General features: G+C 67.9%; 20 protein-coding genes and 1 pseudogene. 11 read left to right on the top strand and 10 right to left on the bottom strand.

The window, feature by feature from the left end:
- Window positions 1–9: 9 nt before the first annotated feature.
- The 7 genes from A8G18_RS08000 to A8G18_RS07970 form a co-directional block, all read right to left on the bottom strand.
- Window positions 10–192, bottom strand: coding sequence for a YbdD/YjiX family protein (locus A8G18_RS08000; RefSeq protein WP_172506079.1), 183 nt, complete (start codon window positions 190–192; stop codon window positions 10–12).
- Complete coding sequence (locus tag A8G18_RS07995; protein WP_064063442.1) at window positions 189–2,504, bottom strand: carbon starvation CstA family protein; 2,316 nt, start codon at window positions 2,502–2,504, stop codon at window positions 189–191. The genes A8G18_RS08000 and A8G18_RS07995 overlap by 4 nt, the downstream gene beginning before the upstream one ends.
- A gap of 268 nt (window positions 2,505–2,772) precedes the next feature.
- On the bottom strand, window positions 2,773–3,042 hold the full coding sequence (locus A8G18_RS07990) for a DUF2277 domain-containing protein (RefSeq protein WP_064063441.1): 270 nt from the start codon (window positions 3,040–3,042) through the stop codon (window positions 2,773–2,775).
- A gap of 117 nt (window positions 3,043–3,159) precedes the next feature.
- Window positions 3,160–4,308 carry an acetyl-CoA C-acetyltransferase gene (locus A8G18_RS07985; protein ID WP_016931743.1) on the bottom strand — a complete coding sequence of 383 codons (1,149 nt, stop codon included), beginning with the start codon at window positions 4,306–4,308 and terminating at the stop codon, window positions 3,160–3,162.
- Between the two features lie 9 nt (window positions 4,309–4,317).
- Entirely contained in the window at window positions 4,318–4,929 is a 612-nt protein-coding gene (locus tag A8G18_RS07980; protein WP_016931742.1) for a TetR/AcrR family transcriptional regulator, read from the bottom strand.
- A gap of 71 nt (window positions 4,930–5,000) precedes the next feature.
- Window positions 5,001–5,816, bottom strand: coding sequence for an SDR family oxidoreductase (locus A8G18_RS07975; RefSeq protein WP_064063440.1), 816 nt, complete (start codon window positions 5,814–5,816; stop codon window positions 5,001–5,003).
- Window positions 5,813–7,021: an acyl-CoA dehydrogenase family protein gene (locus A8G18_RS07970; RefSeq protein WP_064063439.1), complete on the bottom strand. Its 1,209-nt coding sequence runs from the start codon at window positions 7,019–7,021 to the stop codon at window positions 5,813–5,815. The genes A8G18_RS07975 and A8G18_RS07970 overlap by 4 nt, the downstream gene beginning before the upstream one ends.
- A 44-nt stretch (window positions 7,022–7,065) precedes the next feature.
- Between A8G18_RS07970 and A8G18_RS07965 the strand changes: the two genes are divergently transcribed.
- The 9 genes and pseudogenes from A8G18_RS07965 (at window position 7,066) to A8G18_RS07925 (ending at window position 16,217) form a co-directional block, all read left to right on the top strand.
- Window positions 7,066–8,613, top strand: a complete 1,548-nt coding sequence (locus A8G18_RS07965; RefSeq protein WP_064063438.1) for a FadD3 family acyl-CoA ligase — start codon at window positions 7,066–7,068, stop codon at window positions 8,611–8,613.
- Window positions 8,610–9,482: an enoyl-CoA hydratase gene (locus tag A8G18_RS07960; protein ID WP_016934834.1), complete on the top strand. Its 873-nt coding sequence runs from the start codon at window positions 8,610–8,612 to the stop codon at window positions 9,480–9,482. The genes A8G18_RS07965 and A8G18_RS07960 overlap by 4 nt, the downstream gene beginning before the upstream one ends.
- Window positions 9,482–10,642, top strand: coding sequence for an acyl-CoA dehydrogenase family protein (locus tag A8G18_RS07955; protein WP_064063437.1), 1,161 nt, complete (start codon window positions 9,482–9,484; stop codon window positions 10,640–10,642). The genes A8G18_RS07960 and A8G18_RS07955 overlap by 1 nt, the downstream gene beginning before the upstream one ends.
- A complete protein-coding gene (locus A8G18_RS07950) occupies window positions 10,639–11,610 on the top strand; it encodes an acyl-CoA dehydrogenase family protein (RefSeq protein ID WP_064063436.1) in 972 nt (323 codons plus the stop codon). Before A8G18_RS07955 ends, A8G18_RS07950 begins: the two co-directional genes overlap by 4 nt.
- Window positions 11,607–12,656, top strand: a complete 1,050-nt coding sequence (locus A8G18_RS07945; protein WP_064063435.1) for an acyl-CoA dehydrogenase family protein — start codon at window positions 11,607–11,609, stop codon at window positions 12,654–12,656. The genes A8G18_RS07950 and A8G18_RS07945 overlap by 4 nt, the downstream gene beginning before the upstream one ends.
- Window positions 12,657–12,694: 38 nt before the next feature.
- Window positions 12,695–13,096: a hypothetical protein gene (locus tag A8G18_RS07940; protein ID WP_064063434.1), complete on the top strand. Its 402-nt coding sequence runs from the start codon at window positions 12,695–12,697 to the stop codon at window positions 13,094–13,096.
- 94 nt (window positions 13,097–13,190) lie between these two features.
- Window positions 13,191–14,066 (top strand): aldo/keto reductase, encoded by an 876-nt coding sequence (locus A8G18_RS07935; RefSeq protein WP_064063433.1) that lies wholly within the window; start codon window positions 13,191–13,193, stop codon window positions 14,064–14,066.
- A 70-nt stretch (window positions 14,067–14,136) separates the two neighbouring features.
- Window positions 14,137–14,871, top strand: a pseudogene (locus tag A8G18_RS07930) (acetoacetate decarboxylase family protein); the annotation flags it as partial.
- 725 nt (window positions 14,872–15,596) lie between these two features.
- Window positions 15,597–16,217, top strand: coding sequence for a TetR/AcrR family transcriptional regulator (locus A8G18_RS07925; RefSeq protein WP_064063432.1), 621 nt, complete (start codon window positions 15,597–15,599; stop codon window positions 16,215–16,217).
- Between the two features lie 6 nt (window positions 16,218–16,223).
- Here A8G18_RS07925 and A8G18_RS07920 read toward each other — a convergent pair whose 3' ends face one another.
- From A8G18_RS07920 to A8G18_RS07910, 3 genes are read right to left on the bottom strand one after another with little or no spacing between them, the layout of a single operon-like run.
- Window positions 16,224–16,919 (bottom strand): GntR family transcriptional regulator, encoded by a 696-nt coding sequence (locus A8G18_RS07920; protein ID WP_064063431.1) that lies wholly within the window; start codon window positions 16,917–16,919, stop codon window positions 16,224–16,226.
- Window positions 16,906–17,646, bottom strand: a complete 741-nt coding sequence (locus tag A8G18_RS07915; protein WP_064063430.1) for a maleate cis-trans isomerase family protein — start codon at window positions 17,644–17,646, stop codon at window positions 16,906–16,908. Before A8G18_RS07915 ends, A8G18_RS07920 begins: the two co-directional genes overlap by 14 nt.
- Window positions 17,647–18,387, bottom strand: coding sequence for a maleate cis-trans isomerase family protein (locus A8G18_RS07910; RefSeq protein WP_064063429.1), 741 nt, complete (start codon window positions 18,385–18,387; stop codon window positions 17,647–17,649).
- Between the two features lie 140 nt (window positions 18,388–18,527).
- On the opposite strand from A8G18_RS07910, the gene A8G18_RS07905 reads away from it, so the two are divergent.
- Together A8G18_RS07905 and A8G18_RS07900 are read left to right on the top strand one after the other, a co-directional pair.
- The gene (locus A8G18_RS07905; RefSeq protein WP_064063492.1) at window positions 18,528–19,442 is read left to right on the top strand and encodes a D-2-hydroxyacid dehydrogenase; all 915 of its coding nucleotides are present in this window, start codon (window positions 18,528–18,530) and stop codon (window positions 19,440–19,442) included.
- A 32-nt stretch (window positions 19,443–19,474) separates the two neighbouring features.
- On the top strand, window positions 19,475–20,845 hold the full coding sequence (locus tag A8G18_RS07900) for an amidase (RefSeq protein WP_064063428.1): 1,371 nt from the start codon (window positions 19,475–19,477) through the stop codon (window positions 20,843–20,845).
- Window positions 20,846–20,886 lie beyond the last annotated feature (41 nt).

Genomic DNA, 20,886 nt, shown 5'->3' with positions numbered 1-20,886 from the left:
CTCCCCCGCTCAACAGCATCGACTTGCCGGGTTCGCATCCGCTGCGGCATGCCGCTCACGCCAGTAGTCGCGTTCGCTCGGCGGCGGCCGATCGGGATGCAGGCGGCGGTGCAGTTCGACGTACCTCGCGTAGTCGTGGTCGCCCATGACCGCCCCGACCCACCACCACGCGCGACGCAGTGCCGTGATCACGACCCACCTCCGTCCCCGTCGCGATGCCGCGAGGCGTGGGTGTGTGCGGCGCCCGGGGCGCGGACCCTGCCGGATGCGATCAGCTCGTCCCACTCCTTCTGCAGTTCCCGCTCGGCCGCGGTCGGCACGAAACCCGCGGGCGCGAATATCTTCGACGGTACGTCGGGTGTCTCGGTGGTGGGCATACCTCCGGCCCGCACCGATCTGATGCACACCACCACACCGGCTGTGACGACGATCAGTACGAGACCCGCGAACACGATCGACAGGGTGCCCTGGATGAACGTGTTGCGGATGACGGCGTCGATCTCGTCGGCCGTCTTCGCCGAACCGAAAGTGGTCGCGCCGGAGTTCTTTGCGTCGACGAAGGCCCGGTGCTGCGCCCAGTAACCGACCGCGCGGTCGCCGGAGAAGATCTTCTGCCACGACGCCGTCATGGTCACGATCAGATCCCACACCAGCGGCACACCGGGGATCCACGCCCACTTCACCAGCCCCCTCTTCACGACGATGGTGAGCACGACCGTCAGGGCGATGGCGGCGAGCAACTGGTTGGCGATGCCGAACAGCGGGAACAGAGTGTTGATACCGCCCAGGGGGTCGGTGACGCCCATCAGCAGGATCGCACCCCACAGGCCGACGACCACCGCGGAGCACAGCCACGCACCGGGGCGCCAGGACGGATCCTTGAAGCGGCGGGCCGGACCGCCGAAGTTGCCGAGCGAGTCCGACAGCATGAACCGCGCGACACGCGTTCCCGCGTCGACGGTGGTGAGGATGAACAGCGCCTCGAACATGATCGCGAAGTGGTACCAGAACGATTTGAGGCTGTCGCCTCCGAACAGGTCGCTGAGCACCTGCGACATGCCGAAGGCGAGCGTCGGTGCGCCGCCGGTGCGGGAGATGATCGATTCCTCGCCGACCGATTCGGCAGCGGCGGAGATCTGTTCGGGCGTGATGTCGGGCGCACCCAGCCCGAGACCGTTGACGTAGGCCGCTGCGGTTTCGGGGGTGCCGCCGGTCAGGGCCGCAGGGGCGTTGAGCGTGAAGTACAGGTGCTGGTCGATGATGCAGGCGGTGACCAGTGCCATGATCGCGACGAACGACTCGGTGAGCATGCCGCCGTAGCCGATGAGCCGGATCTGCTTCTCCTTCTCGATCAGCTTCGGTGTGGTGCCCGACGAGATCAGGGCGTGGAAGCCCGAGAGTGCACCGCAGGCGATGGTGATGAACAGGAACGGGAACAACGATCCCGCGAACGCCGGACCATCACCGTCGATCGCGAACGACGTGACGTCGGGCATCTCCAGGTTCGGTCGTGCGACGAGGATCCCGATCGCGAGCAGGACGATCGTGCCCACCTTCATGAAGGTCGAGAGGTAGTCGCGCGGGGCGAGCAGCAGCCAGACCGGCAACACCGACGCCGCGAATCCGTAGGCGATCATCAACCACGAGATCGTCACCGGGGACAGGGTGAACCAGTTCGTCCCCCAGTCGGTCTCGGCGACCCAGCCGCCCGCGATGATCGCGACGAGCAACAGGACGACGCCGATCAGCGACACTTCCGCGACCTTGCCGGGTCGCAGGTACCGGAGATAGACCCCCATGAACAACGCGATGGGGATGGTCATCGCGATCGAGAACAGTCCCCACGGGCTGTCGGCGAGCGCATTCACGACCACCAGCGCGAGCACCGCGATGAGGATGATCATGATGACGAAGACCGCGATCAGGGCCGCGACGCCACCGATCGGTCCGAGTTCCTCGCGGGCCATCTGACCGAGGCTGCGGCCGCGGCGGCGCGACGAGATCCACAGGACGAGGAAGTCCTGGACCGCACCGGCGAAGACGACACCGACGATGATCCAGATCGTGCCGGGCAGATAGCCCATCTGGGCGGCGAGAACCGGGCCGACGAGCGGGCCGGCGCCGGCGATGGCGGCGAAGTGGTGGCCGAACAACACCCGACGGTCCGTCGGCATGTAGTCCTTGCCGTTCTCCAGTTCTTCTGCGGGTGTCGCACGATCGTCGCGTGGCTGCACGATCCTGCGTTCGATGAACTTCGCGTAGAAGCGGTAGGCGACGAGATAGGTGCACACGGCGGCGATGACGAACCAGACCGCGTTGATCTCCTCACCGCGCACCAGCGCGATGATCGACCACGCGACCGCACCGAGAATCGCGAGCACGAGGAAGACGATGCGCGCGGTGGGCGAGATCGGTGTCCGGTCGACGACACCGACCGGTGGAAGATCGGGATCGGTCCGGAGGTACTCGACTTCGCTCGTTCTCGACGCCGGATCGACGGCCATATCGGCTCCTCACCAGGACCGTCGCGACTCCGTATACCGCCCGTTACGGTCCTCGACAACGTGCACGCTGCTGACCAACGTGACGCTACCCGACCCGGCCGGTTCGCCGACGGGACTTGCATGTCTCGATACGCCGTCTCCGAGCGCAGCACATGCGCCGGTCGCGGGTATGCGAGGTGATCACCGCCGAGCGGGCCGACGTTCGAGTTCCGTACCGTTCCGGACCGGCGCCACCCGCTGTACCACGACTCGACGACCCGGTCGCGGGTCAGCCGCGTGCGGCGATCCTCGCGCGTACCTCGGGTCGCCGAAGCGGCGGAACCGTCGGCGGCGGTTGCCGCCGCGCGGGAAGCGCCCCGAGCAGCCGAGTGGTCGTCGCGGTGACCTCGGCGACGGCCTGTTCGAAGGGTTCACGCGTGGCATCGGAGAGTGTGGTGATTCCGCTGACCTTACGGACGTACTGCCGTGCGGCCGCTTCGATCTCCTCGGCGGTCGCAGCCGGCTCGAGCCCGCGCAGCCCCGTGATGTTCCGGCACATGCTTCGAGGGTAGACGCCACCCGAGTGCCGGACCATACATCCGCGCGCCCGCTGTCCATCCGCTACAGCAATCGCTGTAGCGGATGACGAACGGGCGCGCGGAGGTGAAGGAGCAGATCAGACGCGTTCGATGATGGTCACATTGGCGGTGCCGCCACCCTCGCAGATGGTGAGCAGGCCGTAGCGGCCACCGGTGCGCTCGAGTTCGTTGAGCAGCGTCCCCATGAGCTTGGTGCCGGTCGCGCCGAGCGGGTGGCCGAGGGCGATCGCACCACCGTTGACGTTGACCTTCGACGGGTCGGCGCCGATCTCCTTGATCCACGCCAGGACGACGGGCGCGAAGGCCTCGTTGATCTCGATCAGATCGATGTCGTCGATCGTCAGACCCGTCTTCTCGAGCGCGTACTGCGTCGCCGGGATCGGAGCGGTGAGCATGAAGATCGGGTCGTCGCCGCGGGCGCTGAGATGGTGGATGCGGGCGCGCGGCTTCAGGCCGTACTTCTTCACGGCCTCGTCCGAGGCGAGCAGCACCGCGGACGCACCGTCGGAGATCTGGCTCGCGACCGCCGCGGTCAGACGGCCCCCTTCGACGAGGGTCTGCAGCGAGGCCATCTTCTCGAGGCTGGTCTCGCGCGGTCCTTCGTCGACGGCGGCGTCGCCGAGCGGCACGATCTCGTTCTCGAAGCGACCCTCGGCGATGGCCGCCTTGGCGCGCTCGTGGCTCTGCAACGCCCACTTCTCGAGTTCCTCACGGCTGAGGTCCCACTTCTCGGCGATCATCTCGGCGCCCTTGAACTGGGAGACCTCGTCGCTGCCGTAACGCTCGGTCCAGCCGGTCGACCCGCCGAAGGGGGTGTCGAAACCGTACTGCTGGCCGACGATCATGGCCGCGGAGATCGGGATCTGCGACATGTTCTGCACGCCGCCGGCGATGATGAGGTCGGCGGTGTTGCTGAGGATCGCCTGGGCTCCGAAGTGCAGCGCCTGCTGGCTCGACCCGCACTGACGGTCGACGGTCACGCCCGGCACGTGCTGCGGGTAACCGGCGGCGAGCCACGAGGTACGGGCGATATTGCCGGCCTGCCCACCGATGGCGTCGACGCAGCCGAAGACCACGTCGTCGACGTCGGCCGGGTCGATACCCGTGCGCTCGACGACGGCCTTGATGACGTGCGCGCCGAGATCGGCCGGATGCACGCCGGACAGACCGCCGTTCTTCTTGCCGATCGGGGTGCGTACCGCGTCGACGATGTAGACCTCGGTCATTGCTGCTCCTTAACTGGAATTCTGGTTCGACAGTCCGTCGAGAACGATGGAGAGATACTGCTGGGCAACCTGTTCGATACTGAGCGGCCCCCCCGGCCGGTACCAGCGGACCGCGACCCAGACCGTGTCGCGCAGGAACCGGAAGACGAGTTCGACGTCGACGTCCGGCCGGAACGAGCCGTCTGCGACACCGCGTTCGATCACCCCCACCCACAGCTCTCGGAACTCGATGTGGAGTTCGGCGATGTACGCGAAACGCTCCCCTTCGAGATGCTTGGCCTCGCCCTGATAGATGGCCACTGCCGGATGCGACTTGTCGATCGCGTCGTAGGAGGTCGTCACGAGTGCCGCGAGGGTGTCGCGGGAAGAAAGACCGGACGCGACGATCTTGCGGTACCGGTCGAACAGGTCGTCGAGGAACGCGCGCAGGATCTCGTCCACCATGGACTCCTTGGAGTCGAAGTGGTGGTAGAGGCTGCCGGAGAGGATTCCCGCCGCGTCGGCGATGTCGCGCACGGTGGTTGCTCTGACACCGCGGGAGGCGAACAGATCGGCGGCGATGTCGAGCAGTTCGGCACGGCGTCCGGACTTGCCGTTGGTGTCGTCGCGGGATGGAGTCATGGAGACATCCTTTCAAGCTGCCGTGCGCGGTTCCCGAGCGCAGGCGTGACGGGAACCGCGCACGGACGCGGTCACGCGCGCTGCGAGGAGATCGACACGACCTCGCCGGTCAGATAGGTCGTGTAGTCGCTGGCGAGCATCGCGATCGTCGCCGCGACCTCCCAGACCTCCGCAGCCCGTCCGAACGCCTCACCGGCGGCCAGATTGTCGAGCAGTTCCTCGCTGGTGACCTTCGCGAGGAAGGGATGCCGGGCGATGGACGGGGCGACGGCGTTGATGCGCACACCGTATTCGGCGGCCTCGATCGCGGAGCACCTGGTGAGTGCCATGACGCCGGCCTTCGCCGCCGCGTAGTGCGCCTGCGAGTGCTGCGCGCGCCAGCCGAGCACCGACGCGTTGTTGACCAGCACACCGCCGTGATCGACCGAGCGGAAGTACCGCAGTGCCGCGCGGGTCGCGCGGAAGGTGCTGGTGAGGGTGATGTCGAGGACGCGATCCCATTGCTCGTCGGTCATGTCCACGACCGGGGTCTCACCGCCGAGACCGGCATTGTTGATCAGCACATCGATACGCCCGAGAGTCTCGGCCGCACCGCTGATCAGGGCGTCGACCTGTTCGGTGGACGAGACGTCGCACACGATCGACGCGACCTGCTGTTCCGGGAATTCCGCGGCCAGCTTGTCCGCGGCCTCCCCGAGACGACGCTCGTGGAAGTCGGAGATCAGCACATCGGCACCCTCGAGCAGCGCCCGCCGTGCGGACGAGAATCCGATCCCGGTGCCGGCCGCGGCGGTGACGACGACCTTCTTACCGGCGAGGAGGCCGTGACCGGGGGTCTCGGCGGGCGGGGTCGCGAGGGGCGAGGTGGTGTGGGGTGAAACGGTCACGGACGTGCCTCCCGGGGAAGGCCGAGCACACGCTCGGCGATGATGTTGCGCTGGACCTCGTTGGATCCGCCGTAGATGGTGTCGGCGCGGGTGAACAGGAACAGGCGCTGCCACTCCGCGAGTTCGAGATGCTCGGGATCGGTGAGGTCGGAAGGAGTCCCGGCATGGTCGTGGTCCGGTCCGACGAGCGACGACGCGCCCTGCACGTCCATCGCCAGCTCCCCGAGGTCACGGTGCCAGCCGGCCCACAGCAACTTCGCGACCGAGGCTTGTCCGGGGTCGGCGTCGCCGAGTGTACGTAGCGCGTGAGCGCGCATGACACGCAACCCGATTCGCGCGCGTGCGATCCGTTCGCGGATGTGCGGATCGTCGAACGCCCCGTTACCGCGGGCGATCTCGACGACGCCGTCGAGCTCGCGGGCGAAGCCGATCTGCTGACCGAGCGTCGAGACGCCGCGTTCGAAGGTCAGCAGACCCATCGCGACCTTCCACCCGTCGCCGGGGGCACCGACGACGAGGTCGGCGTCGGTGACGGCGTCGTCGAAGAAGACCTCGTTGAACTCGGAGGTACCGGTGAGCTGCTGGATGGGCCGCACCGTCACGCCGGGCTGATCGAGCGGGACGAGCAGGAAGCTCAGACCGTGGTGGCGGGTCGAGCCGGGTTCGGTCCGGGCGACGACGAACGCCCATTGCGCGACGTGGGCGAGCGACGTCCAGACCTTCTGGCCGTTGATCACCCACTTGTCGCCTTCGAGGCGCGCGGTGGTGGAGACGTTGGCGAGGTCGGAGCCGGCGCCCGGCTCGGAGTATCCCTGCGCCCACAGTTCGGTGACGTTGCGGATCCCGGGCAGGAAGCGCTTCTTCTGCTCCTCGGTCCCGAAGGCGATGAGGGTGGGGCCGAGCAGTTCCTCACCGAGGTGGTTGACGCGTGCGGGCGCGTTCGCCTTCGCGTACTCCTCGTGGAAGATCACCCGTTGATCCATGCTCGCACCGCGACCGCCGTACTCGGTGGGCCACCCGATGCAGGTCCATCCGGCGGCCGCCAGGTGGCGGTCCCACGCGAGTCGCTGATCGAAGAATTCGTGTTCGCTTCCGGGCCCACCCTTCCCCCTGAGCTCGGCGAACTCGCCGGTCAGGTTGTCTTCGAGCCACTGTCGTACGGTGGCTGCGAACTCCGCATTGTCCTGGCTCTCGCTCTCGTGCACGTCTGTACGATAACCTACCAAGCAATTGCTAGGTAGGGAGCTACGTGAACACAACACCCGGAACCACGCCGGCCGCCCTCAACCGTGCCGTCCGCGACCACGCCGACCGGTGCGCCCTCGTCGACGGCGACATCCGATTGAGTTTCGCTCGACTGCACGAACACGTCCGGGCTTTCGCTGCCGCGCTCGTGGCACGGGGTCTGCAACCCGGTGAGCGCGTCGCGATCTGGTCCCCGAACACCTTCCACTGGGAGGTCGCCGCACTGGGCGTGCACTGGGCGGGTGGGGTCGTCGTCCCCGTCAACACCCGGTACACCGGCAGCGAGGCAGCCGACATCGTCGAACGCGTGCGGGCCGCCGCCCTCGTCGTCGCGGGCGACTTCCTCGGCTCCGACCGATTCGCTGCCCTGTGTGAGGCCGCGCCCGACCTCACCGTTCCCACGGTGATACGAATCCCACTGGGTGGCAACGACACCCCGCGCGGCGATGTCTTCGAGTGGGAGGACTTCCTCGGTCTTGCCACGGAGCGATTGCTCGAGCAGGCGGACGAGCGCGCGCGATCGGTACGGCCCGACGACGTGTGCGACATCCTCTTCACATCCGGCACGACAGGCCGCAGCAAAGGCGTCCTGAGCGCACACCGTCAGTTGATCGGTGTCGCACAGGCCTGGGCCGAATGCGCCGCGCTGACCCCCGACGACAACTACCTGATCATCAACCCGTTCTTCCACAGCTTCGGCTACAAGGCGGGTTTCGTCGCCGCGCTGCTCGCCGGCTCCACCGTCGTGCCGATGGCGGTCTTCGACACCGAGAAGGTCATGGCCATCGTCGCGCAGGAGAACATCAGTGTGCTGCCCGGCGCACCGACGATCTACCAGAGCATCCTCGACCACCCGCGTCGCGACGACTACGACCTGAGCAACCTGCGCATCGCCGTCACCGGCGCCGCACCCGTGCCCGTCTCCCTCGTCGAACGTATGCAGACCGAGCTGAGCTTCGACGCGGTGCTCACCGCCTACGGGCAGACCGAAGCCGTGGTGGCCACGATGTGCCGTATCGACGACGATCCCGTGACCGTGTCGACCTCGTCGGGTCGCGCCACCGCCGACTTCGAGGTACGCATCGGCGACAAGGGCGAGATCCTCCTGCGCGGCCCCAATGTGATGTTGGGCTATCTCGACGACCCCGAAGCCACCGCGAAGACGATCGACGAGGACGGCTGGCTCCACACCGGTGATGTGGGTGTCCTCGACGACCGCGGTTATCTCGACATCACCGACCGGCTCAAGGACATGTACATCAGCGGCGGATTCAACGTGTATCCCGCCGAGGTCGAGGCGGCCCTCCTGCGCCTGCCGGGTGTACACGAGGTCGCCGTGATCGGTGTTCCCGACGGGCGCATGGGCGAGGTGGGACGCGCCTTCGTCGTCCCGCTGGACGGGCATCCCCTCACCGAGGACGACGTGATCGCGTATGCCAGAGAGAAACTCGCCAACTTCAAGGCACCGCGCTCGGTACGGTTCGTCGATGCGCTGCCCCGAAACCCGTCCGGCAAGGTATTGAAGAACGTTCTGCGTGAGGAGAAGTCATGACCGTCCCGTACGAACCCGATGTCGTCACCTACGAGGTGCGCGACGGCATCGCGATCGTCACTCTCAACCGACCCGACTATCGCAACGCCCAGAACTCGGTCATGACCTACGCCCTCGACGCGGCCTTCGAGAAGGCCGTCGAGGACGACGAGGTGAAGGTGATCGTGCTGGCCGGCAACGGCAAGCACTTCTCCGCCGGTCACGATCTGGGCACCCCGGGCCGCGACCATCACGTCCACTACGAGAACAAGGCCGTCATGTGGTGGGACCACGTCGACAAGGAGGGCGGCGACCAGCGCTACGCGCGTGAGATGGAGGTGTACCTGGGGATGTGCCGCCGCTGGCGTGAGATCCCCAAGCCCACCATCGCCTCGGTGCAGGGTGCGTGCATCGCCGGCGGCCTGATGCTGGCCTGGGTGTGCGATCTCATCGTCGCGTCCGACGACGCCTTCTTCTCCGACCCGGTCGTGCGCATGGGTATCCCGGGTGTCGAGTACTTCGCCCACCCGTGGGTCCTCGGGACGCGTTTCGCGAAGGAGATCCTCTACACCGGCGATCGTTTCTCGGCGCAGCGCGCGTACGAGGTCGGCATGGTCAACCGTGTCGTCCCGCGTGAGCAGCTCGAGTCCGAGACCCTCGCCCTCGCCGCCCGCATCGCGGAGATGCCCCGTTTCGGTCTCGCGCTCACCAAGCGTGCCGTCAACCAGTGCGAGGACCAGATGGGCATGCGCAACGGCATGGACTCGGTCTTCGGGCTGCACCACTTCGCCCATTCGTACAACGCCGAGGTCGGCACCGACTCTCTCGGCGGCATGAACGCCAAGTCGATGGCCGCGAGCGCGCGCCCGGTCCAGGAAGGGTCCAAGTAGTGAATCTCGAACTCGACGATGCCACCGTCGCGTTCCGCGACGAGGTGCGCGCCTTCCTCGAGGCGAACGTTCCCAGCACACCGCTGAAGTCGATGGACACCGCGGAAGGCTTCGAACAGCACCGTGAGTGGGAACGACAGCTCGCCGACGCACGGCTGGCGGTCGTCTCGTGGCCCGAGGAACTCGGTGGCCGCGATGCGACGCTCGAACAGTGGGTGGTCTTCGAGGAGGAGTACTACCGTTCGGGCGCACCCGGACGTGTGAGCCAGAACGGCATCTTCCTGCTCGCCCCCACTCTGTTCGAGCACGCGCACCCCGAGCAGCTCGCACGCATCATGCCCCGCATGGCCCGCGCCGACGACATCTGGGCGCAGGCCTGGTCGGAGCCGGAATCGGGTTCGGACCTCGCGTCGCTGCGTTCGACGGCCACGAAGGTCGACGGCGGCTGGCTGCTCAACGGCCAGAAGACGTGGAGCTCGCGCGCCTCCTACGCCGACATGGGCTTCGGCCTGTTCCGGTCCGATCCGGAAGCTCAGCGCCACAAGGGAATCACCTACTTCATGTTCGACCTTCGGGCCGAAGGGGTCACGGTCCGGCCCATCCCGCAGCTCGACGGCGAACCCGGTTTCGCGGAGATCTTCCTCGAGGACGTCTTCGTGCCCGACGACCCCGAGAAGCCCGGTGAGTCCGGCGTCATCGGTGGGGTGAACGAGGGCTGGCGTGTCGCGATGAGCACGGCGTCCAACGAACGCGGGCTGTCGCTGCGTTCGCCGGGTCGCTTCCTCGCCGCCACCGACCGGTTGCTGCGCTCCTACCGCGACTCCGCCCTGCACGGCGATCCCGCCCTCCGTAACCGCGTCGCCGACGCCTGGATCGGCGCTCGTGCCTACGAGCTGTCGACCTGGGCCACCGTGACCCGGCTGCAGGCCGGTGGGCAGCTCGGCGCCGAATCGTCGATCAACAAGGTGTTCTGGTCCGACTGGGACATCGCCACTCACGAGACCGCGCTCGACCTGCAGGGTCCCGACGCGGAACTTGCCGATGGCTGGACCGACGGTTACCTGTTCTCCCTGTCGGGACCGATCTACGCCGGCACCAACGAAATCCAGAAGAACGTCATCGCCGAGCGACTGCTCGGCCTCCCGAGGGGTGACCGATGAGATTCGCACTCGACGAGTCCCATGAGGACTTCGCGTCCAGTATCGATGCCCTGCTCACCAAATCGGACATGCCCGCCGTGATCCGCGCCTGGAACGACGGCGACACGGCTCCCGGTCTGCAGGTGTGGCAGCGACTCGCCGAGACGGGCATCAACGGCCTGCTCGTGGCCGAGGAACACGACGGACTCGGCGCCGACGCGGTCGATCTCGTCGTCGCCGTCGAACAACTCGGCCGCCACGCCGTGCCGGGCCCGGTGGTGGAGACCGTCGCGGTGGCCCCGGCCCTGCTCGCATCCGTGGCACCGGAACGGCTCGCGCTGCTCGCGGCGGGTTCCCTCGCCACGGTCGCGATGCTCCCGCACGTTCCCTATGCGGTGGACGCGCACGTCACCGATCTCGCGCTGCACGTCGCCGACGGCACCGTCTCGGTGGGCACCGCCGGAGAATCACGCAGGTCGGTCGACCGGTCCCGGACGCTCGCCTCGCTCACCCCGACCGAGTCCCTCGGATCCTGCGACACCGCCGCAGCCTTCGACATCGGTGTGCTCGCCGCGGCCGCCCAATTGCAGGGCCTCGGCCGGACGCTGCTCGACACCACGGTCGAATACGCTCAGCAGCGCAAGCAGTTCGGGCGGGCCATCGGTTCCTTCCAGGCGGTCAAGCACCACCTCGCCGAGGTGGCGGTCGCACTCGAGATGGCGCGTCCGTTGCTGCACGGCGCCGCGCTCGCCGTCCGCGACGGTCTGCCCACCGCGGCCCGCGACGTCTCGGCCGCCAAGGTCGCGTGCGGCGACGCCGCGTACCTCGCGGCGCGCACGGCCCTGCAGGTGCACGGCGCCATCGGTTACACCCAGGAATACGATCTGTCGCTGTGGATCACGAAGGTCCGCGCGCTCGTCACCGCGTGGGGCACCCCCGACGAGCACCGGGCACGCGTGGTCGCGGCACTCGAGAGCGAGGCGTCGTGACGTTCGAAACGGAAGAGCGTGCCGCACTGAGGGAATCGGTGCGTACCCTGCTCTCCAAGCATTCCGATTCGGCTGCCGTCCGGCGCGCGATCACCACCGCCGACGGTTACGACGGCGACCTGTGGACGATGCTCGTCGAGCAGATCGGTGTCGCAGCCCTCGCCGTCCCGGAGGAATACGACGGTGTGGGTGCGTCGTGGGTCGAAACCCACGTGGTGCTCGAGGAACTCGGCCGCACGCTCACGCCCTCCCCCTTCCTGGGTTCGGCGGTCCTCGCGGCGCAGGCCGTGCTGTCGTCCGGTGATACCGACGCGGCGGCGCGCCTGCTTCCCGGCATCGCGGCCGGCGAGGTCGTGGCGGTGTGCTGGGCGTCGGCCGCCGGATGGCAGTGTCCCGGAGTGAGCACCGACGGGGACGTGCTGACCGGTACCGCGCACTACGTGCTCGGAGGTGACACCGCGTCCGTCCTGCTCGTTCTCGCGGCCGACGGCGACTCGGTAGCCCTCTTCGAGGTCGATCCGGATGCCGACGGGGTGATGCGACGCCGCGTGCCCACGATGGATCCCACGCGTGCCCTCGCGGAGGTGTCGTTCTCCGCGGTGACCGGTCGTCGCCTGTCGTCGTCCGACGATCTCGTCGACCGGCTGCGGGTGGCCGCCGCGATCGCCCTGTCCGCCGAGCAGGTCGGCGCCGCGCAGGCGGTACTCGACCTGACCGTCGAGTATACGAAGAACCGCAAGCAGTTCGGACGCGTCATCGGCTCCTTCCAGGCGCTCAAGCACCGCATGGCCGACATGTACGCACTGGTGGAGACCGCACGTTCGATGTCCTACGCGGCGGCACTGTCGCAGGATCCGCAGGACGCGTACGCCGCGAAGATCTACTGCTCGGAAGCTCTCCAGCAGGTCGCCGCCGAGGCCGTGCAGCTTCACGGCGGGATCGCGATCACCTGGGAGCACGACGCACAGTTGTTCTTCAAACGGGCGCACGGCAGCGCCCAGCTGTTCGGGCAACCTCGCGAATACCTGGGCGCAATCTCGGCCTGAGCAATATCGTCGGCGGCGATCCCTGCGGAAGGAGATACATGAGAGTCCGATACGCGAGTGCCGCCGCCGTCCTGTCCGCCGCTGCGATCACCCTGGCCACGCCGGGCGTGGCCGGGGCCGCAGCGACCGCGGAGGTCGTCCCGGGACGCACCCGGATCATGGTGACCGTGCACGGTGTGCCGGTCCATCCGGAGAGTTGCCGGGTCGACCCCGACGCGAACGGGAACACCCGGAGCCTGCCGGTGGAACCGTCGGGGACGATGATCGCGCACTTCGTCGACCCCGGTCCCCGGCGGGTCCTGGTGTGGTGTCCCGACGGAGGCATCGTCTACGACCGCATCGTCGACGTCCGGCCCGCCGATCCGCTCGCCGATGCCGCCGACACGGTCTTCCGCACCGCCGGGAGCGGCGACCGCGTCACCGACCCGACCCTTCGGTGACGAGCCTCCTCGATTCCCCGGTATCCGCGGTCCGGAACCCCTGATCATCCGGGATTGCTCGCGCCCGCCGCGGTGGCTCGCTAACGTCGGAGAGATGACACCTCCCACGATCACGCTGAATTCCGGAACGACGATCCCGCAGCTGGGCCTGGGTGTCTGGCAGGCCACAAACGACGAGACCGAACGCGCGGTCCGATACGCGATCGACGAGGCCGGCTACCGGCACATCGATACGGCCGCGGCCTACGGCAACGAGGAGGGCGTCGGTCGCGCGCTCGCCGCATCGCCGGTGCCGCGCGAGGACATCTTCGTCACCACGAAGCTGTGGAATTCGGATCAGGGTTACGAACCGGCGCTGAAGGCCTTCGACACGAGCCTGAAGAAGCTGGGCACCGAGTACGTCGACCTGTACCTCATCCATTGGCCGCTGCAGGACCGTGAGCGGATCCTGCGTACCTGGGACGCGCTCGAGAAGATCGCCGAGTCGGGTCGCGCGAAGGCGGTCGGGGTGTGCAATTTCGAACCGCACCATCTGCAGGTGCTGGTCGATCGCGGCGGACTGTTGCCGGCGGTGGATCAGGTGGAGTTGCATCCGCATCTGCCGCAGCAGGGGATCCGCAGGTTCGCGTCCGAACACGGCATCGCCGTGGAGTCGTGGAGCCCGCTCGGGGGCACGAGCAACTCGGGGTGGGGTCCGAACTCGAAGCCGAACACCTTGCTCGTCGATCCGATCGTCACCCGTATCGCCGATCGTCACAGCAAGTCGGCCGCGCAGGTGCTCATCCGCTGGCACCTGCAGAACGGTCTGATCGTCATCCCGAAGTCGGTACACGAGCAGCGCATCTCCCAGAACATCGACGTCTTCGACTTCGAACTCGACGAACTCGACCTCAGCGAACTCGACACCCTCGACGACGGCACCCGGGTGGGCGCGCATCCCGACGAGATGAACATCGGCGCACCGGCCTGATCCCTTCCCTCCATAATTGGAACGTGTTCTCATTACTGGAGTGCGCACGTCCGACTTCCGGAAGGCAGCGATGAGCGAGACGACGACGCATCTCGTGTTGGGCAGACCGGTCACGATGCCCGTGCAAGTCCGGACCGCCACGGCGTTCATGGGGATGTTCTCCGTTCCCGTGCACCCCGCGCAGGAACTCGTCGCCCACACCGGGCTCGAGATCCTGCAGTACCGGCCGGGTCACGGGATCTGCACTCTCGTCTTCGTGGACTACGTCGACGGGGATCTCGGTCCGTACAACGAGTTCGGGGTGTGCTTCCTCGTCCGCGATCATCCCGACCGCGGAGACGGCATCATCGGAGACTGGCGGAGCCTCCTCGGCGGGCGCGCCGGTGCACTCATCCACCACCTGCCCGTCGACGGGGACTTCACCCTCGCGGCCGGACGCGGCATCTGGGGCTTCCCCAAGACCCTCGCCGACTTCGACGTCGACCACGACAGCAGTACCGGACGCGGTTCGGTCTCCGCGGACGGAGCGCTGATCGCCGAATTGACGGTAGTGCCAGGAATTCCCGTCCCCGGCAAAGGTCTCGCCGCGTCGCTCGCCGCGTATTCGCACATCGACGGCATCACCCGGCGCACGGTCTGGGAGATGAACCCGAGCGGGGTGCGCACCCGGTTCGGCGGCGCGACCCTGCGGTTGGGTACTCATCCGATCGCCGACGAACTGCGTTCGCTGGGCCTGCCCCGCCGCGCACTCGCCTCGTCGTCGATACCCGACCTGCGGATGACCTTCGGCGACGCGACCGTCGTCCGACGACGACCACCGCGCTCAGGAGAGCGCGCCCGTCACGGCGAGAACGATCACCGCGACACCCAGGAGGGTGTCGAGTACGCCGCAGAACTCCGCCAGCGAGCGAGCGACCACGGTGTTCCGCCGGAAGTGAAGACAGTCCCACGCAGCGTGGCCGAGCAGTCCGAGTCCGACGACCACTCCGGCCGGGACGGGAGCGAGCATCAGCGCAGCCACCGCGACGGCCCCGAATCCGAGCATGGCCACGGCCGACGGCCCGACGAGCATCGTCCGGCCGGCCGGGGTGCGCGCGAGCCCGTAGACGGCGCCGGCGGCACCGAGAGCGACCATCACCCCGGTGACCGGCACCGGTATGCCGAAGGCGACGACGGCGACCTTGCCGATCCCGATCAGCACGACGGCGCCGAGGAACAACGGCCAGGCCGTACTGCGGCGGCCCAGTACGGCCGCACCGAGATAGACGAGCGCCGCGCCGGTCAGGATCGCCGGGAAGTCGGTTCCCCCGTCCGCGAGGACGAAGGCGGCGAGGGCGACCGCGACGAGGCTCGGCCACCGACGCAACACCCCTCGTAGCAGCACCTTCGGGCCGGCGCCCGCCGCAGGTCGATCCACGGGGACGGTGGTGATGCCGGAACTCGTCATGGCGATCCGCCTAAGTTGAACAGTGATGTTCGATTTGTCGTCCAGCGTAACCTGAACACCGGTGTTCGACAAGAGGAGGATCCGTGACCACCGGTAAGACATCCCCCCGATCCGAAGCCGTCCGACCGGGCTCCCCCCGCGTCAGGAAACGCGCGGACGCCGAACGGAACATCGAATCGATTCTCGAGGCCGCACGGATCTCTCTGAGCCGCAACCCCGACGCGAGCATCGGGGAGATCGCCGAGACCGCCGGCGTCGGTCGCGTCACGCTCTACGGCCACTTCCCCACTCGCGCAGAACTCGTCACGGCGGTGGTGCACCGCGCGCTCGCCGAGGCGGAGGAGACCGTGGACCGGATCGACCTCGCCGGCGACCCACGCGACGCCCTGCGCCGCCTGATCACCGGTTCGTGGTCGCTGACCGCGGACGCAGGGGCACTGCTCGCCGCCGCCGGACAAGCGCTGCCCGCCGAGGAGGTCCGTGCCGCCCACGACGGCCTGCTCGCCCGCGCGACCGCCCTCATCGATCGCGGTCGAGCCGAGGGGGTCTTCCGCACCGACCTGCCGTCACTCTGGCTGGCATCCGTTCTGCACAGCCTGGTCCATTGCGCCGCAGTCGAAGTCGCCGCCGGACGACTGTCGACGAAGGACGCCGCGGACTACATCGCCGCGACGGCCCTGTCGTCGTTCACCCCACCCGACTGACCGGCATCAGCTCGAGGCGATCACGCCGTCGACGTCCTGACGCTCGCGGAGCCGGGTGACCGTGTCGTGCAGGTGCTCGTCGAGCAGTCGCCGCACATCGTCCCGGTCGGCGGTACGGATCGCCTCCCGGAGCACGACGTGCTCGTCCACCTGCACGTGCAGGTCGGGATAGGTGGTCTGCAACGCGCCGAGGCACATTCGTGTCTCGACGAGCAGGGTACGGGCAGCCCGCACGAGCCGCGGACTCTCCGCGCTCGACACGAGGATCTCGTGGAAACGACGGTCGCCGTCCGAGACACCGGTGGCGTCCTCGCGCTCGGCGGCGGTGCGCATCTCGTCGATCGCGAGTTCGAGAGCCTTCCACGTCTGCTCGCGACGGCCGTTCAGCACCAGGTCGAGGGCGCCACCCTCGATGACCCGGCGGCTGCGGTAGATGTCGACGACGTCGTCGAAGGTGAGCTGGGTGACGAAGATCCCGCGATTGCGGATGCTGTAGAGCAGTCCTTCGGACAGCAACCGCTGCATGGCTTCCCGCAGCGGCCCACGGGAGACCTGGAAGTGCGCCGCGAGTTCGGCTTCGCCCAGCTGCGCGCCGGGGGCGAGCACGCCCCGGACGATGGCCGACCTGATCTGCTCGGCGATGAGCTCGGCCGTGGACGGACGGGTGACAGGACGTAGATCTCCCAGATCACCGAGCACCATGATCGGCATCCTCCTCGAACAGCGAGCCCAGCTCCGGGCATCCCACTGTATATCCGGCGAGTTCCAGGCCGTGCCATACGGTGACCTGGTTGGCGGTGAGGACCGGTTTGCCGGTCTCCTTCTCGAGCTCCCGCACGATCCGCAGCGTGTGCATCGCGGTGTCGGGCACCAGCACCGCCTGGGCGTCGGGGTGATCGTTGGTTCGCACGAAGTCGAGCACCGCCTCCCCGGTCAGGGCGCCGACCTCGGCGGCGGTGTCGATGCCGGCATCCGCGAGCGACACGATGTCGATGCCGACGTCCGCGAGGAAGGCGACGAACAGGTCGGCGACATCGCGCGGATAACTCGCCGCCACGGCCGTCCGGGTGATCCCGAGCGACCGGATCGCGGCGACGAACGCGATGCCGGTGCTCGTCGTGGGCACACCCCCGGCAGCCCGGGAGAGCCGCTCGATCTGAGTGCGTGCCCCCTCGGGCCCGTAGACGAAGCTGCCCGACGTGCACGCCCACACGAGGGCGTCGAGGCGCTCACCCGCGAACTGTGCCGCCCCTCCGGCGAGCCTGGCGGGGCTCCCCAGGTCGAGGAGTTCGGGAACGGCATGCAGGTCGGTGCCGTAGATGTGGGCGACGGGCAGGTTCACCCCCAGGAGTTCTGCGGCGAACGGATAGTCGTCCTCGGCGGCATGATCCGGGTAGACGATCCCGACGGTCGGGCGGGCACGATGCATTCAGAAGACTCCTCTCAACCATTTCCCGGGCCCGGTCATGGGCAGTTTCATCCGGCCGAGGCACGCCCAGATGGTGAGCTGGTTGGCCGTGAGGACCGGCTTGCCGAGTTCCCGTTCGAGCGGTGCGATCAGGTCGTAGGTCGGCAGGTTGGTGCAACTGACGAAGATCGCCTGCGCATCGGGTGTGTCGGCCCCGATGATGTGTTCGGCGATGGTGCGGTAGTTGACCTTCCAGATGCCGCCGCCCAGGCCGAGATGCGACGATCGGACGACCTCGGTCCCGGCTTCGTCCAGGAAGTCGCGCAGCAGGTCGGTGAGTTCCCGGTCGTAGGGAGTGATCACCGAGATGCGGGTGAGGTCGAGCTTCCGGAGCGCTTCGAGGAGCGCGCCGGAGGTCGTCACCGCGCACGAGGCGCCCGCCTCGCAGATCGCGTCGCACAGGGCCTTCTCGTAGGTCACCCCGTTGACGAAACTTCCCGAGGTACACAGATACGCAACGACTTCCGGTTCCACCGACAGGACGTCGCGGGTCGCGACCATCAGGTGCCGGCGGTCGGAGACCAGTTCGGCCATGGCACGACTCACCGGCACCGGTTCGTAGGGGGTCCGAGCGAGGTGCAGGCTGACCTCGAGCGGCGCCCATCGCCACAATTCTCGTTCCAGAGCGAGATCGAAGGGTGCGATCACACCGATGCCCCGCTGAGCCAGAGGACCTTCGAATTCGGGAATGTTCAGTTCCATACGGTCCCTCGGCTTCGTCGAGAGTTCCCTCAGCCTCGAGGATTGTTGACAATAATACGAGGCGCTCCTACGGTGTCAACGTGGATGCCGAGCCGGTCGTTGCAGTGCTTCATGCCGAAGCCGTGCCGGACCGCGCGCGGATGACCCCGGTGGCCGAACATGCCGCGGTGCGCTGTACCGACGCCGCCGGTCTGGCCGATGCGCTCGACGGTGCCGACATCCTGTTCGCGTACGACTTCCTCACCGATGCCCTGCCTGCGGCCTGGCATGCCGCGACGTCCCTGCGATGGATCCACGTCGCCGCGGCCGGGGTCGACGCCCTCATGTTCCCCGAGCTGCGCGACAGCGACGTGGTCGTCACCAACTCCCGCGGAGTCTTCGACGGGGCGATCGCCGAATACGTGCTCGCCCAGATACTCTCCTTCGCCAAGGACATCCCCGAATCGCTGCGGCTCCAGCACGGGCACATCTGGAAGCACCGCGAATCCGAACGCATCGCCGGGCGCTCCGTGCTCGTCGTCGGCACCGGTCCGATCGGTCGCGCGATCGCGCGGCTGCTCTCCGCCGTGGGGATGACGGTCCGCGGCTCCGGCCGACGGCCTCGCCACGACGACCCCGATTTCGGCAGCGTCACCGCGACCGCCGATCTTCCGGCCGCCCTGGCCGACGCCGATTTCGTCGTCGTGGCCGCGCCGCTCACGGAGCAGACCCGGCACCTGTTCGACGCCCGGATGTTCGCCGCGATGAAGCCGCAGGCCCGGTTCGTCAACGTCGGGCGGGGCGAACTCGTGCGCACCGGCGACCTGGTCGAGGCACTGCGGGCCGGCACGATCTCCGGCGCCGCACTCGACGTGCTCGACGTCGAACCGCTCCCCGACGACCATCCGCTCTGGGACATGCCGAATGTCTCGATCACCCCGCACAATTCGGGAGACTTCGTCGGCTGGCGCGACGCGCTGGTGGACGTCTTCGTCGACAACTTCCACCGTCACCGCAGTGGCGAACCTCTTCGGAACGTGGTGGACAAGAAGCTGGGTTACGTGCCCGGCGCGTGAGAGTCGGCATCGTCCGACGAGAAGGAGGCACGATGGAGCCCACAGAGATGACCGCCGTCGAACTCGTGTCGGCCTTCTCCTCGGGCAAGTTGTCTCCCGTCGAGGTGACGCGAGCCGTGCTCGATCGGATCGCATCCCACGACCGCGAGATCAACTCGTTCTGCCTCGTCGACGAGGAGAAGGCACTCGACCAGGCCCGTAGGTCCGAGGAGCGGTGGCGGACCGGTTATTCGAAGGGTCTGCTCGACGGGGTCCCCATCTCGATCAAAGACGTCTTCCTCACCGACGGATGGCCGACCCTGCGAGGTTCGCAGGCCGTCGACGAGAACCAGGACTGGAACGTCGACAGCCCGGTCGCGGCCCGGCTGCGGGAGGACGGGATGGTGTTGGTGGGCAAGACCACCACTCCGGAGATCGCATGGAAGGCGGTGACCGATTCGGCACTCTACGGGGTGACCACGAATCCCGCCGACACGACGAAGACCGCCGGTGGCTCGTCCGGGGGCAGCGCGGCGGCGGTCGCGGCCGGATTCGGTCCGTGCTCCGTCGGCACCGACGGTGGGGGCAGCATCCGCATCCCCGCGTCGTTCTGCGGCGTCGTCGGATTCAAGCCCACCCACGGGCGGATCCCGATCTTCCCCGCCAGCCCGTTCGGGCCGCTCGCGCATGCCGGGCCGATCACCCGGACGGTCGAGGACGCGGCGCTGCTCACCGACATTCTCTCCCTGCCCGATCCCCGGGATCCGACAGCGCTGGCACCGCCCCTCACGACCTTCCGCGGTGGCCTCCATCGTGAGGTGGTGGGGATGGACGTCGCCTACTCGAAGACCCTCGGATACGTCCACGTCGATCCAGAGGTGGGTGAGATCGTCGACCGGGCGGTCCGCGTGCTCGACGAGGCAGGACTACGGGTGACCGCCGCCGATCCCGGTTTCACCGACCCGCTCGAGGCTTTCGAGAACCTCTGGGCGGCAGGCGCAGCCACGATGCTGAAGACCTTCCCCGAGGGCACGCGGGACAAGGTGGACCCCGGACTCGGACGCGTATGGTCGCACGGCGAACAACTCGGTGCCGTGGACTATCTCGAAGCCCGCGCGGTCGCGGCGGCGGTCGGCATCACGATGGGGATGTTCCACCAGAAGTTCAACGTTCTGCTCACCCCGACGATGCCGATCCCCGCATTCGAGGCCGGCCACGACGTGCCGCCGGGGTCGTCGCTGACCTCGTGGCCGCAGTGGACCCCGTTCACCTATCCCTTCAATCTCACGCAGCAGCCCGCCATCAGCCTGCCCGTCGGGACGACCTCGGCGGGCCTGCCCGTGGGTCTGCAGATCGTCGGGCCGCGGCACTCGGACGACCTGCTGCTCGCGGTGGCGAGATTCGCCGAGCACGCACTGAGCTGACCCACCGAACGGCACCGCACATCGCGCGGTACCGTTCGGTT

It is taken from the genome of Rhodococcus gordoniae (genome assembly GCF_001646655.1).
Taxonomy (GTDB): Bacteria; Actinomycetota; Actinomycetes; order Mycobacteriales; family Mycobacteriaceae; genus Rhodococcus; species Rhodococcus gordoniae.
This window is presented reverse-complemented; position numbering and strand designations above follow the sequence as displayed.

Excerpts from the sequence above, each read along its gene's own strand:
- A8G18_RS07995 (WP_064063442.1), bottom strand. The coding sequence starts at position 2,504 with ATGGCCGTCGATCCGGCGTCGAGAACGAGCGAAGTCGAGTACCTCCGG.
- A8G18_RS07990 (WP_064063441.1), bottom strand. The coding sequence starts at position 3,042 with ATGTGCCGGAACATCACGGGGCTGCGCGGGCTCGAGCCGGCTGCGACC.
- A8G18_RS07985 (WP_016931743.1), bottom strand. The coding sequence starts at position 4,308 with ATGACCGAGGTCTACATCGTCGACGCGGTACGCACCCCGATCGGCAAG.
- A8G18_RS07980 (WP_016931742.1), bottom strand. The coding sequence starts at position 4,929 with ATGACTCCATCCCGCGACGACACCAACGGCAAGTCCGGACGCCGTGCC.
- A8G18_RS07960 (WP_016934834.1), top strand. The coding sequence starts at position 8,610 with ATGACCGTCCCGTACGAACCCGATGTCGTCACCTACGAGGTGCGCGAC.
- A8G18_RS07950 (WP_064063436.1), top strand. The coding sequence starts at position 10,639 with ATGAGATTCGCACTCGACGAGTCCCATGAGGACTTCGCGTCCAGTATC.
- A8G18_RS07940 (WP_064063434.1), top strand. The coding sequence starts at position 12,695 with ATGAGAGTCCGATACGCGAGTGCCGCCGCCGTCCTGTCCGCCGCTGCG.
- A8G18_RS07935 (WP_064063433.1), top strand. The coding sequence starts at position 13,191 with ATGACACCTCCCACGATCACGCTGAATTCCGGAACGACGATCCCGCAG.
- A8G18_RS07920 (WP_064063431.1), bottom strand. The coding sequence starts at position 16,919 with ATGGTGCTCGGTGATCTGGGAGATCTACGTCCTGTCACCCGTCCGTCC.
- A8G18_RS07915 (WP_064063430.1), bottom strand. The coding sequence starts at position 17,646 with ATGCATCGTGCCCGCCCGACCGTCGGGATCGTCTACCCGGATCATGCC.
- A8G18_RS07910 (WP_064063429.1), bottom strand. The coding sequence starts at position 18,387 with ATGGAACTGAACATTCCCGAATTCGAAGGTCCTCTGGCTCAGCGGGGC.
- A8G18_RS07905 (WP_064063492.1), top strand. The coding sequence starts at position 18,528 with ATGACCCCGGTGGCCGAACATGCCGCGGTGCGCTGTACCGACGCCGCC.
- A8G18_RS07900 (WP_064063428.1), top strand. The coding sequence starts at position 19,475 with ATGGAGCCCACAGAGATGACCGCCGTCGAACTCGTGTCGGCCTTCTCC.